We start from the raw sequence: 12471 nt of genomic DNA, 5'->3' as shown, positions 1-12471 counted from the left end.
GCGACCGCGATTAGGCAGTTGCAGTTATCATCTTTCTCGTACCACAACGAAGTCGGCGAGCGCGAGAAGGTTGCGCCGGGTGTCTTCCGGCATTTCCACTCCGTTCAACGCGTCGAGGGCGGTGGCGTGCTGACGGCGGGCCTCCTGGGAGGTCCACTCACGGCCGCCCGCCTCCTCGATCAACGCGGCGCGGATGGCGAATTCTTCCTCGCTGAACTCCCCGATCTCAGGGTTTTTGGCGTCAGCGGCCAGGAGTTCACCCAGTCGCCCGGCAGCCGACCCCTCGGCAGCCAGCGCCGCCACGACCGGCAGCGACTTCTTGCGCTGCCGCAGGTCGCTCCAGGTCTGCTTGCCGGTCACCGCGGGCTCGCCCCAGATGCCGAGCAGGTCGTCGATCGCCTGGAAGGCCAGGCCGAGGTGGTAGCCGTAGGACTCCAGCGCGTCGGCGGTGACGTCGTCCGCGCCGCCCAGCACCGCGCCGATGGAGCTGGCGCAGGCCAGCAGGGCGCCGGTCTTGTTGCCCTCCATCTCCAGGCACTCCGCCACGGTGACCCGTTCGCGGTGCTCGAAGGAGATGTCCTGGGCCTGACCGTCGATCAGCTTGCGGGTGGCCACCGTCAGGCGCCGGGTGGCCCGGCCCGCCTCGACGGTGCCGTGCTCCAGCAGGATCTCGTTGGCCAGCGCGAACAGCGCGTCGCCGACCAGGATGGCCTGCGCCGGGCCGTGCACCTTCCACACGGTGTCGCGGTGCCGGCGCTGCTCGTCACCGTCCATCAGGTCGTCGTGCAGCAGCGAGAAGTTGTGGACCAGTTCGACGGCGACCGCGCCGGGCACGCCGACCTGCGGGGCGGCGCCGGCCGCCTCGGCGGACAGCAGCGCGAGCGCCGGGCGGACCGCCTTCCCGCTGTCGCCGTCCACCGGGTTGCCCTCGGCGTCGATCCAGCCGAAGTGGTACGCGGCGACGGTGTCCATCGGGGACGCGAGCCGGTCGACCGCCGCGCGCAGCACGGGGGTGGACAGGGTCCGCCCGCGCTCCAGCAGCGCGGTCACGCCCTCGCGCGTATCGGGCGCTGCTACCTGCTCGTGGGCCGGGATCACGGGCTCTCCTCTGCTTCCTGATGGGTGCTCATACGGCATGGGTGCTCAAACGGCTTCCAGGGCCCCGCGCGGAGCCGGGCGGCCGAGTTCCGTCAAGGCGTGGCCGGCGGCCAGGGCGCCGCTGCGGACGGCGGACTCCATGGTCGCGGGCCATCCGGTGGCGGTCCAGGCGCCGGCCAGGTGGAGGCCGGGCTCACGGGTGGCCGCCGCGGGCCGCAGCCGTCCGACGCCCGGTACCGGGGCGAAGGTGGCGGTGCGTTCCCGGGTGACGAAGAAGTCCCGGACCCCGGCGCCGCGGGCCGCCGGCAGCACGCGCTCGAGTTCGGGGAGGTAACGGGCCCGCAGTTCGGCGACCGGCAGGTCGATCTCGTCCTGCGCGGCGGACTGCGACAGCGCGATGTACTGCGAACCGGCCGCACCGGGCAGCGCGGCGAGCCCGGAGGACTGCGTGCGGTCGAAGACCCACTGCACGGGGCTGTTGATGGCGGCGAGGAACCGTTCACGCAGGACCACGCGGTCGTAGACGACGTGGACGTTGAGGATCGGGGCGGTGCCGATGGCCAGCAGCGCGTCCGGGTCGCTCAGCGCGCCGGGCGGCAGCAGAGCGTGCGTCTCGCGCTGCGGTACCGCCAGCACCACGTGGTCGGCGGCCAGTTCGCGGGCGGCGCCGGGCCCTTCGGCGACCGGGACCAGCCAGCGGCCGTCGGCGCCGCGCACCGGGGTGGCGGCGCGGGCGCGCAGCACCACCTCGACGCCGGCCGCCTCCAGGGCGGCGCGGGCGCGGTCGTGGTGCAGGTCGCCGAGCGGCGCGGCGGCCCAGCCGATGTCGGCGGCGCCGGGTTCGGACAGCAGGCCGGTCCTGAACACCTTGGCGGCCAGGCCCAGCGAGGCGTGGTCGGCGGTGGCGTTGAGGGTGGCGACGCCGACCAGGTCCCACAGCGCCTCGACGGTACGGGCCGACTGGCCGCGGGCGCGCAGCCAGCTGCCGAAGTCGGTGGCGTCCAGCGCCGGGTCGTCGGGGTCCAGGCCGCGCAGCGCGAGGGCCGCCCGGCCGACCGTGGCCCGTTCGGTGAGCGACAGGTGCGGATAGGTGGCCAGCGAGGCGGCCAGGTGCAGCGGCACCGGCAGCGCGGTACGGCGCAGCCGGCCCAGCCGCTGGCGGTCGGCGTCCAGCACGGGAACGTCGAGCCGGTCCTGGAGGGTGACCAGGTCCGCCGCACCGATCCGGTCGAGGAACCAGCGGTAGGCGGTGCAGCAGCGCAGGAAGACGTGCTGGCCGTTGTCGACGCTCAGTTCGCCGACCTCGCTGTCGCGGCGGAAGGAGAACGCCAGGCCGCCCAGCCGGGGCCGGCCCTCGACGAGGGTGACCCGGACGCCGGAGTCGGCGAGGGTGAGCGCGGCGGTGACGCCGGCCAGGCCGCCGCCGACCACAACGGCCGTCGCGCGGCCCGCGTCGTCCGGCCGCGGTGTCGGGCCCTGGCTCACGAACTCCTCCTTCCGCCGTCCCGGGCCGGGCCGGGACGTGACGACGTGATCATGGACGCGCTGGCGGCCCGCGGGGTTGAGCGGCACCGCGGGTTGTTCCGGCGACCGCCCGGCCCGGCCGGCGGGACGGGCGTCAACTGCGCCCCCGCGCGGCCTGGCGGGCGTCGAGTCCGGCGAGGCCGCGCAGCGCCACGTACGCCTTCTGACGCCCCGGCAGCGAGACCCGGCCGCGCAGCACGGCCCGCGGGTCGGCCGCGATGCGCTCCAGCAGGCGGCGGTAGATGCCGGCCATGGCGGCGACGCAGGCGCCGCTGCGGCGGTCGAGCATCGGCAGCAGCCGGTAGCCCTCGTCGAACAGGGCGCGGGCGCGGCGCACTTCGTGGTGCACCAGGCCCTCGAAGTCCGAGCCCTCGGGCGGCCGGGTGCCGGAGAACCCGGCCGCGCAGCCGAACTTGGCCAGGTCGTCGGCGGGCAGATAGGTGCGCCCGTTGTCCGCGTCCTCCACGATGTCGCGCAGGATGTTGGTCAGTTGCAGACCCAGCCCGAGGGTGTCGGCGTAGGCGGCGGCCCGCTCGGCGTCGCGGGCGCCGGGCACCGTGCCGAAGACCGCCAGCGACAGCCGGCCGATGGCGCCGGCCACGCAGCGGCAGTAGACCTTCAGGTCGTCCCAGGTCTCGTAGGTCTCGCCGGTGAGGTCCATCCACACGCCGTCGATGAGTTCGTCGAGTCCGCCGAGCGGCAGCGGGAAGCGCCGTGCGGCGTCGGCCAGGGCGACCGCGACCGGGTCGACGTCGTCCTCGGCGACCGCCTCGGTCCTGACCCGTTCCAGTACCGCCCGGGTCTCCTCCAGCCGGACCCGCTTGGTGGCCAGGTCGAGTTCGCCGTCGCCGATGTCGTCCACCCGGCGGGAGAAGGCGTACAGGGCCGACATGGCCTGCCGCTTCTCGCCGGGCAGCAGGCGGATCCCGTAGGCGAAGTTGCGGGCCTGCCGGCTCGTCACGGTCTCGCAGTACCGGTACGCCGCGAGCACCGGCGCGGACATGTGCGCCATGCCGTCCACTGTCCGGCTCACCCCTTCCGTCGCAATGTGGACCCCACCTCGCGCAGCAGTCCCGTCTTCGTCGCCTTCGGCGCCCCCGCCAGTACGTCGTAGCGTGCCGCCGCCACCGCGGTCAGCGCGGACCGTCCTCCGGCCACGAATCCGGCGAGCAGCAGTTTGAGCCTGCCGTGGACGCTACCCACCAGCGGGGTGCCTTCATTCAACAGATCGCGGGCGCGTTCCGCCTCGTATTTCACCAGGTCCCGCACCGACGCGCCCCCGGTGGGTGCCGCCAGGTCGGATTCGGACACGCCGAAGCGGGCCATGTCGTCCTGGGGGAGGTAGATCCGGTCGCGGGCCAGGTCCTCGGCGACGTCCTGGAGGTGCTCGACGACCTGGAGCGCGGTGCACACCGCGTCGGAGTGCCGGACGCGTTCGGGGGTGCTGGTGCCGGTGATGGACAGCACCAGGCGGCCGACGGGATTGGCCGACAGCTCGCAGTAGGCGAGCAGTTCCTCCCAGCTGGCGTAGCGACGCACCCGCTGGTCCTGCCGGTTGGCGCCGATCAGGCCGAGGAACGGTTCCGGGGTGAGCCGGTGGCGGCGCACGGTGGGCACCAGGGCGCGCAGGATCGGGTGGCCGGGCTGCTCGGCGCCGGTGCCGAAGACCCGGGTCAGGTCGGCCTCGAAGGCGTCGAGCATGGCGAGCCGGTCGTCGCTCAGCGCGGGTTCGACGCCGAGCCAGGCGGCGTCGTCGCGGCCGGGCGGCAGGTCGCCGTCGCCGATGTCGTCGACCAGGCGGGCGTATCCGTAGACGGCCATCAGGTCGCGGCGCCAGGCGCGCGGCAGGAAGAACGGCGCCACGGGGAAGTTCTCCCGGGCGGCCTTGTCCAGCACGGCGCGGGACTGCGCCGCGGCCGGATCGCCGCCGGGCGCAACGTTCTTGGGCTCGGCGGAGCCGGTCCGCGCACTGTCCCCCGCGGTCACCATGAGGGGTCCCAGGTGTGAGCGGCGGACGTGCCCCGGAGCCGGTTGGTTCCCGTCGTCATGGCCGCCACATCCCCCGTTCTACACTGATCCTCAGGCACTTCCCATTTCGGACACGCCGCACCCAATGCCACCCTCCCATTCGGTCCGCGCTGTCCGTGCCGCGCCCCGGACGGTAATGCCCGGTCTTCGGCGGGACGGCGGCGGGACTTCGTTAGCGTACGCCGTACAAGGAACTGCTCGACGGCGGGGTGGCACCCGCTGCGAACTGTCAACAAACGTTGGCTGATGAAACTTCCCGGTTCCCCGGTCCGTTGCTTTCCCTTCACACGTACGGCCCCCGCCGAAGTCGGCGGGGGCCGTCGCGCACCTTACGGTCGGTTCGTCACTTTCCGCCGGTGAACTCCTCGTAGGCTTCCAGGACCTCTTCGGTCGGGCCGTCCATCAGCAGGACGCCCTTCTCCAGCCACAGCACCCGGTCGCAGGTGTCCCGGATCGAATTGTTGTTGTGGCTGACCAGGAAGACCGTGCCGGCCTCCTTGCGCAGTTCCCGGATTCGCTCCTCGGACCGGCGCTGGAATCGGCGGTCACCGGTGGCCAGCGCCTCGTCGATCATGAGGACGTCGTGCTTCTTGGCGGCGGCGATGGAGAACTTCAGACGGGCCGCCATACCCGACGAATAGGTGCGCATCGGGAGCGAAATGAAGTCGCCCTTCTCCTGAATACCGGAGAAGTCCACGATGGACTCGTACTTCTCGCGCACCTCGTCCTTGCCCATGCCCATCGCCAGGCCGCCGAGGATGACATTCCGCTCGCCGGTGAGGTCGTTCATGAGGGCGGCGTTCACGCCGAGCAGGGAGGGCTGTCCGTCGGTGTAGACCCGGCCGGACTCCGGCGGCAGCAGGCCGGCGATGGAGCGCAGGATGGTCGACTTGCCGGAGCCGTTGGAGCCGATCAGGCCGACGGCCTCGCCCTTGTAGGCGACGAAGCTGACGCCGCGCACCGCGTGCACCTCGCGGACGTTCGGCGACGCCTTGCGGGTGACGATGCGGCTGAGTGCCGCGGTGGCGCTGCCCTTGCCGCTGCCCGCGCCGTGCACCCGGTAGACGATGTGCACGTTGTCGCAGATGACGGTGGGCACGCGGCCGTCGCCGCGCGGGTCGTCCAGTTCCTTGTTGCGGTCTTCGCCGCGTTGGATGTCAGCCACGACCGTAACTCTCCTCGGCCTTCCAGAAGAACACGAAACCGCCCACGCCCGCGATCACGGCCCAGGCGACCGCCGCGAGCCACACGTGGTGCGGCAGCTGAGCGGGGGTGAAGCTGTCGATCAGCGAGAACCGGATGAGGTCGATGTAGACCGCCGCCGGGTTCAGGTCCAGCATCCAGCCGACCCAGGTCGGCAGGTGCTTGACCACGTTGGCGATGCTGTAGAAGACGCCGGAGACGTACATCCAGGTGCGCAGCAGGAACGGCATCAGCTGGGCGAGGTCGGTGACCTCGGCGCCCAGCCGGGCGACGATCAGCGCCACCCCGATGTTGAAGATCGCCTGGAGCACCAGCGTGGGGATGATCAGGAACCAGGAGAAGTCCGGGAGTTCACCGGTCATCAGCACGATCGCGACCAGGACGATCATCGAGTACAGCAGCTGCTGGAGCTGGATGAGCGTGACCGAGATCGGCAGCGACGCCCGGGGGAAGTGCAGGGCGCGGATCAGGCCGAGGTTGTCGGAGATGCCGCGGGTGCCGGCCAGGATCGACGCCTGCGTGAAGTTGAACACGAAGACGCCGGTGACCAGGTAGGCGATGAAGTTGTCGATGCCCCGGTTGGTCTGGAGCAGCACGCCGAAGATCAGGTAGTAGACCGCCGCGTTCAGCAGCGGGGTCATGACGTTCCACAGCTGGCCCAGCCGCGCCTTGGTGTACTGGGCGCTGAGCCGGGCGATGGAGTAGGCCGCGATGAAATGCCTGCGGCCCCACAGCTGCCGGACGTAGTCCAGCAGACCCGGCCGGGCGCCGCTGACCGTCAGACCGTACTTGGTCGCCAGCTCGGGCAGGGACAGACCGCCGTCCACCGACGGCACCCGGGGGGCGTTCTCCGGAGCGCTCACGGCGACCGCGCCGTTGTGCGTGGTATCGCTCACAATTGACACTTTCGTCCTGGTGGTGCGCGCCGGGGCGGGGTCCCGGGTCGCGTCCGATGCCTTTCGAACCGAGCTTGTCATCCGAGACTGTCAGATGACGGGCGGTCGTCCCAGTCGGGTCAGCCGCCATACCGTACGCCACTTCATGGGCCGGCGTGGTCCGCAGGGAGTGGACCAGCCTTCCCGGAAGCCGCCGAGCCAGGCGCGCAGCGCCGGTCCGGACGGGCGTCTGGCCAGGGTGAGCAGAATCCAGGTCCCCAGGTAGAGCGGGACCAGGAGTGCGGGGAGGTTGCGCCGGGCCAGCCACACCCGGTTGCGGGCCACCATCCGGTGGTAGACCGCGTGCCGGCTGGGCGCCGTCTTCGGGTGCTCCAGCACCATGTCGGCACGGTAGTCGATCATCCACCCGGCGTTCAGCGCCCGCCAGGCGAGATCGGTCTCCTCGTGGGCGTAGAAAAAGACGTCCGGCAGGCCGCCCACCTGCGCGAAGACCGCGGTGCGCGCCGCGTTGGCGCCACCGAGGAAGGTGGTGACGCGCGAGGAGCGCATCGGGTCGGCGGCCCGCAGCCGCGGCACGTGCCGGCGCTGGGTCCCGCCGGTCTCCGGGTCGGCGATCCGGAAGCTGATGATGCCCAGCTCCCGGTCGGCCGCGAACGCCTCACGGACCAGTTCCGCAGTGTCCTCACGGGGCAGCAGGCCGTCGTCGTCCAGGAACAGCAGGGCGTCCACCTCGGTGCCGTTCGCTCCGAACGCCTCGATGCCGACGTTGCGCCCGGCGGGGATGCCGACGTTCTCCGGCAGCTCGACGGTGCGCACCCCGGGGGGCAGGGACGGCAGCGGGGCGCCGTTGCCGACCACGACGACCTCGACCGGGTCGCCCTTCTGCCGGGCCACGGAGTCCAGCAGCGCGAGCAGTTCCACGGGGCGGTTGCCCATGGTGAGCACGACCGCGCCGAGCTTCATCGCGGCCGTCATCGCAGCCTGCTGGAGGCGAGGACGGACACCAGGTGCAGCAGCGACTGGAGCACCGCGACGGCGGCCAGCACGGCGACGCCCAGCCGCTCGAAGAACAGCCCGCCGCGGACGGTGTCCACGACGGCCAGCAGCAGGATCAGCAGCGACGCCTCGATCCCCAGCACCAGCCGGTGGAACTTCAGCGCCCCGGCCGCGCGGCGGGCCAGCGCCATGCCGGACGAACGCGGCTCGGACGCCGCCTCCTTCACCGGCGGCAGACCGCCCTGGTGGCGGGCGACGCCGACCAGGTCGGTCTCGGCCTTGATCAGGATGGCGCCGAGGGCGGCGAGGGTGCCCAGGAAGGCCCACAGCCAGTCGATCCGCCCCGAGCCCCACAGGTCGGCGGCGCGCAGGCCGAAGCCGACCAGGACCGCGGCGTCGCACACGTAGGCGGCGACCCGGTCCATGTACACCCCGGCGAGCGAGAACTGCTTCTTCCAGCGGGCGACCTCACCGTCGACGCAGTCGAGCAGCAGGTAGAGCTGGACCATCAGCACGCCGAGCACGGCGCCGGCGATGCCGGGCACCAGCAGGGCCGGCGCGGCCAGCACGGCGAAGAAGGTCATCAGGTAGGTCAGCTGGTTGGGCGTGACCCGGGTGCCGACCAGGTGCCGGTCGATCCGCAGCGAGATCTCCCGCATGTACAGGCGCCCGCCCCAGTGCTCACCACTGCGCCGGTCCTTGACGCCGGCCGGATGGACGACCGGGCGCAGTTCAGCTACTGATGGCTTTGGCATAGTCCGCGTACGCATCCCTGATCGCGTCGGTGTCCAGGTTGAGGTGTTCGAGGATCGTGTACCGCCCCGGGCGGGTCTGCGGCGCGTACTCCACGGCCGTCACGAACTCCTCGTCGGAGAAGCCGATCTCGCCCGGCAGCACCGGCAGCCCGTGCCGCCGCAGGACCTCGACCATGTGACCGGCCTCACCGGCCGCGCCGCGCAGGTGCATGGCGAAGGCGGCGCCGATGCCGCACTGCTCGCCGTGCGAGGCGGCCCGCTGCGGGTACAGCAGGTCGAAGGCGTGGCTGATCTCGTGGCAGGCGCCGGACGACGGGCGGGAGTCCCCGCTGATCGACATGGCGATGCCGGTCAGGACCAGGCCCTCGGCGAGGGTGGTGACGAACCCGTCGTCGGCGATGGTGCCCGGGTGGCGCAGCACCGACTCGCCGGCGCTGCGGGCCATGGCGGCGGCCAGGCCGTCGATGCGCTCGCCGTTCTCGCGGTGCGACAGCTCCCAGTCGGCGATCGCCGACAGGTTGGAGATGGCGTCGCCGATGCCGGCCCGCACGTAGCGCGCCGGAGCGGCCCGGATGACGTCGAGGTCGATGACCATGGCGACCGGGCTGGGCACGCCGTAGGAGCCGCGGCCGTTGTCGTTGTCCAGCGTGGCGACCGGCGAGCAGATGCCGTCGTGCGCCAGGTTGGTGGCGACCGCGACCAGCGGCAGGCCGACGCGGGCGGCGGCGTACTTGGAGGCGTCGATGATCTTGCCGCCGCCGAGTGCCACCACCGCGTCGTAGCGCTTGCCGCGCATGGCGTCGGCCAGCTTCACCGCGGCGTCGATGGTGCCGCCGCCGACGGTGAACCAGTCGGCGTCCGGCAGGGCCGGCGCCAGCCGCTCGCGCAGCGCGGCGCCGGAGCCCTTGCTGATGGCCACGGCCAGCTTGCCCGAGGTGGAGATCCGCTGGTCGGCCAGGAGCGCGGCCAGGTCGCCCAGGGCGCCGCCGCGGATGTCGACGACGACCGGCGAGGGGATCAGCCGGGTCAGTACAGGCACGCGATCCCCCGGGCCCGCTCGAGGTCGTCGTGGTTGTCGATCTCGACCCAGGAGACCTCGCCGATCGGGGCGACGTCGACCTGGAAGCCGCGGTTGACCAGCTCCTGGTAGCCGTCCTCGTAGTACAGCTGCGGGTCGCGCTCGTAGGTGGCCTTCAGCGCGTCGGCGAGCTGCTCGGCGGCCTCGGCCTCGATGAGGGTGACGCCGATGTACTCGCCGGTGGCCTCGGCGGGCTCCATCAGCTTGGTGATGCGCCGCACGCCCGTGGCCGGGTCGACGACGACCTTCATCTCCTCGTCGGCCAGCTTCTTGACCGTGTCGAGGGCCAGCACGATCTTCTTGCCGTCGCCACGGGCGGCGAGCAGGGTGTGCTCGACGGAGACCGGGTGGACGGTGTCGCCGTTGGCGAGGATGACGCCTTCCTTGATGACGTCACGCGCGCACCACAGGGAGTAGGCGTTGTTCCACTCCTCCGCCTTGTCGTTCTCGACGAGGTGCAGCTTGACGCCGTACTTCTTCTCCAGCGCCGCCTTGCGCTCCACGACGGCCTCGCCGCGGTAGCCGATCACGATCGCCGCGTCGGTCAGGCCGACCTCGGCGAAGTTGCCCAGGGTCAGGTCGAGGACGGTCGTGGTGCCCTCGCCGGCGGGGTCCACCGGGACCAGGGCCTTCGGCAGGGTGTCGGTGTAGGGGCGAAGACGCCGTCCGGCGCCGGCCGCCAGCACGAGGCCGATCATGAGGGTTCTCCTGTTTCGTCGTGGACCGCGGGGGCTCCGGCGGAGACCCAGAAGCGGATGGACTCGATGAGCACCATCAGCGCCAGGACCCCGGCGAGGACCGCCAGCGCCGTGGGATACGTCGGGCGGGTCGCGAGCAGGGCGGCGAGCGCGGTGACCACGAGCAGCCTGCCCTCGTGGCCGCCGGTCGCGCGGACCAGGCCGCGCGGTGGCGCCCCGGTGCCGCCGCGGATGCGGTAGACCGTGTCGTAGTGATGGTAGGCGACCGCCGCCACCAGCCCGAACGCCGCCGGAAGCGCGCCGTGCACGCCGGAACGCGCGGCCAGGGCCAGCACCGTGACATATTCGGCGGCCCGGAAGAACGGCGGGATCAGCCAGTCCAGTGAGCCCTTGAGCGGGCCGGCGACCGCGACGCCGGAGGTGAGGGTGTAGACGGCGGCGGCCACCAGCGGCCACCAGCTGCCGTACGGGGTGAGCCAGGCGGTGGCGACCACCGCGGCGCCGCCGAGCAGCGCGAGGGCCGGCGCGGCGAGGCCGGGCACGCCGCGGCCGGCGAACCGGGCGACCACCTCGGCCAGCGGACCGGTGTCGGCGAGTTCGCCCAGCGCCTGCGCGGCGCGGTCGGTGCGCCGGGCGCGGCGGGTCAGCGAGCGCAGGACCCGGCCGGCGGTGGTGTAGCAGGCGGCCAGCGCGCAGCCGATCAGCAGCACCACGAAGACGACGCGCGGGGTGGTGGCGGCGGTCAGTACGGCGATCAGGGCCCAGCGCTCGCCGATGGGCAGCACGATCATCCGGCGCACCCACACCGTCCAGCCGACGCTGTCGAGCTTGTCCGACAGCGCGGCGGTGGGCGAGGTGTTGGCGGTGGCGTCGTGGTTGGACTCGTTGAAGGAGAAGTCCACGATGTGACGGCAGCTCTGGAGCACCATCGCGCCGAGCGCCAGCGCCCACACGTCGTCGTGGTTGCGGGCGGCGCCGAGCGCGAGTCCGGCGTAGTACGCGTACTCCTTGGCCCGGTCGAAGGTGGCGTCCAGCCAGGCGCCGAGCGTGGAGTACTGCAGGGAGTAGCGGGCCAACTGGCCGTCGGTGCAGTCCAGTACGAAGGACGCCAGCAGCAGCACGCCGGCCGCGACGTATCCGGTACGGGTACCGGTGGCGGCGCAGGCGGCGGCGATGAGCGCGACGACCAGGGAGGCGGTGGTGACCTGGTTGGGCGTCAGGCCGCGCCGGGCGCACCAGCGGGCGATGTAGCGGGAGTAGGTGCTGACGCAGTACGTGGTGAAGAAGCCGTCGCGCGACTTGACGGCGGATCGCAGCCGGACCCGTTCGTCGTCGACGGCGGCGGTCGCGGCGCGGGCGGCGGCGAGTTCGGCGTCGTCGGACGGCACCGAGGCGGTCAGCACGCCGAGTTCGGGGCGGTGGACCGCGGTGCCGGAGGTCTCGATGGCCTCCGCGACGGCGTCGGGTGCCGCGGTGGCGCCCAGTTCCTTGACGGCGGCGGCCAGTTCGGCGCGGGCGGTGGCGTCGACCGCCAGCGCGCCGGGGACCGCGCCGGCCGGGAAGCGCGGGTCGGTCAGCGCCAGGCGCAGCGCGTGGCGGTGGCCGGTGAAGCGGGGGTGCACCAGGGCGACGCGGACGGCGGGCGGCACGGCGGCCAGCCGGACGGCCAGGTCGTCGGGTCCGTCCGCCACGGTGACGTCGAACCCGAGGCCGCGCAGGTCGTCCTCCAGGGGCGAGCCCGCGGCCGGGGTGCCGGTGAGGATGGCGGTCGACAGGTGAACTCACTCCCTGATGAGGCATGGCGGCGGCTCGGCCACCGTGCTCGGTGGTCCGGTGTGACGGGCCCGCGTGCCCTCCGGATGCGTCGCGCGCCCGCTGCGGGCACGGCGCGGCGACCGCGTCCCCGCGGTGTCCCGGACGGGCTCGACGGCAGAGGTTATCGGATGCCGGTCAGGAGGCTTCCATCGCGGGTTCACCGCGTTCTCGGGCCTCGATCATCATGGCATGCCGCCCTGAGCCGCCGGGTCACCGGGCGGTACGGTAGCGGTACGGCGTAACGGTACCGTTCCAACGATACAGGGGGCCAGGGGTTGGCCGGGATCGGTTCGGGGCGGGGGCGGGTCCGGTTCGGGACGACGGGGGTTCCGGCCCGGGACGAACGGGGGCGGGGCCCGGCGCCGGCCGGGGTGGGACGG

At 72.5% G+C, this 12471-nt stretch carries 11 protein-coding genes; all 11 read right to left on the bottom strand.

Annotation, left to right across the window (positions count from 1 at the left end; genetic code table 11):
* Positions 1 to 27: 27 nt before the first annotated feature.
* The 11 genes from POF43_RS10895 to POF43_RS10845 all read right to left on the bottom strand — a co-directional run bounded on the left by POF43_RS10895 (position 28) and on the right by POF43_RS10845 (position 12051).
* Positions 28 to 1137 (bottom strand): polyprenyl synthetase family protein, encoded by a 1110-nt coding sequence (locus tag POF43_RS10895; RefSeq protein ID WP_271314564.1) that lies wholly within the window; start codon positions 1135 to 1137, stop codon positions 28 to 30.
* A gap of 6 nt (positions 1138 to 1143) precedes the next feature.
* Positions 1144 to 2583: a hydroxysqualene dehydroxylase HpnE gene (hpnE, locus tag POF43_RS10890; RefSeq protein WP_271314563.1), complete on the bottom strand. Its 1440-nt coding sequence runs from the start codon at positions 2581 to 2583 to the stop codon at positions 1144 to 1146.
* Positions 2584 to 2716: 133 nt separating this feature from the next.
* A complete protein-coding gene (hpnD, locus tag POF43_RS10885) occupies positions 2717 to 3655 on the bottom strand; it encodes a presqualene diphosphate synthase HpnD (RefSeq protein WP_271314562.1) in 939 nt (312 codons plus the stop codon).
* On the bottom strand, positions 3652 to 4611 hold the full coding sequence (hpnC, locus tag POF43_RS10880) for a squalene synthase HpnC (RefSeq protein WP_271314561.1): 960 nt from the start codon (positions 4609 to 4611) through the stop codon (positions 3652 to 3654). The genes hpnD and hpnC overlap by 4 nt, the downstream gene beginning before the upstream one ends.
* A gap of 382 nt (positions 4612 to 4993) precedes the next feature.
* Entirely contained in the window at positions 4994 to 5806 is an 813-nt protein-coding gene (locus POF43_RS10875; RefSeq protein WP_271314567.1) for an ABC transporter ATP-binding protein, read from the bottom strand.
* 1 nt (position 5807) lies between these two features.
* A complete protein-coding gene (locus tag POF43_RS10870) occupies positions 5808 to 6749 on the bottom strand; it encodes an ABC transporter permease (protein WP_271314560.1) in 942 nt (313 codons plus the stop codon).
* 90 nt (positions 6750 to 6839) lie between these two features.
* Entirely contained in the window at positions 6840 to 7712 is an 873-nt protein-coding gene (locus POF43_RS10865; protein ID WP_271323438.1) for a glycosyltransferase family 2 protein, read from the bottom strand.
* An 8-nt stretch (positions 7713 to 7720) separates the two neighbouring features.
* Positions 7721 to 8500 carry a CDP-alcohol phosphatidyltransferase family protein gene (locus tag POF43_RS10860; RefSeq protein ID WP_271314559.1) on the bottom strand — a complete coding sequence of 260 codons (780 nt, stop codon included), beginning with the start codon at positions 8498 to 8500 and terminating at the stop codon, positions 7721 to 7723.
* The gene (locus POF43_RS10855; protein ID WP_271314558.1) at positions 8478 to 9539 is read right to left on the bottom strand and encodes an iron-containing alcohol dehydrogenase family protein; all 1062 of its coding nucleotides are present in this window, start codon (positions 9537 to 9539) and stop codon (positions 8478 to 8480) included. Before POF43_RS10855 ends, POF43_RS10860 begins: the two co-directional genes overlap by 23 nt.
* The gene (locus POF43_RS10850) at positions 9527 to 10276 is read right to left on the bottom strand and encodes a phosphocholine cytidylyltransferase family protein (protein WP_271314557.1); all 750 of its coding nucleotides are present in this window, start codon (positions 10274 to 10276) and stop codon (positions 9527 to 9529) included. The genes POF43_RS10855 and POF43_RS10850 overlap by 13 nt, the downstream gene beginning before the upstream one ends.
* The gene (locus POF43_RS10845; RefSeq protein WP_271314565.1) at positions 10273 to 12051 is read right to left on the bottom strand and encodes a DUF5941 domain-containing protein; all 1779 of its coding nucleotides are present in this window, start codon (positions 12049 to 12051) and stop codon (positions 10273 to 10275) included. Before POF43_RS10845 ends, POF43_RS10850 begins: the two co-directional genes overlap by 4 nt.
* Between the last annotated feature and the right edge of the window lie 420 nt (positions 12052 to 12471).

Source organism: Streptantibioticus silvisoli (assembly GCF_027947535.2).
GTDB classification, from domain to species: domain Bacteria; phylum Actinomycetota; class Actinomycetes; order Streptomycetales; family Streptomycetaceae; genus Streptantibioticus_C; species Streptantibioticus_C silvisoli.
This window is presented reverse-complemented; position numbering and strand designations above follow the sequence as displayed.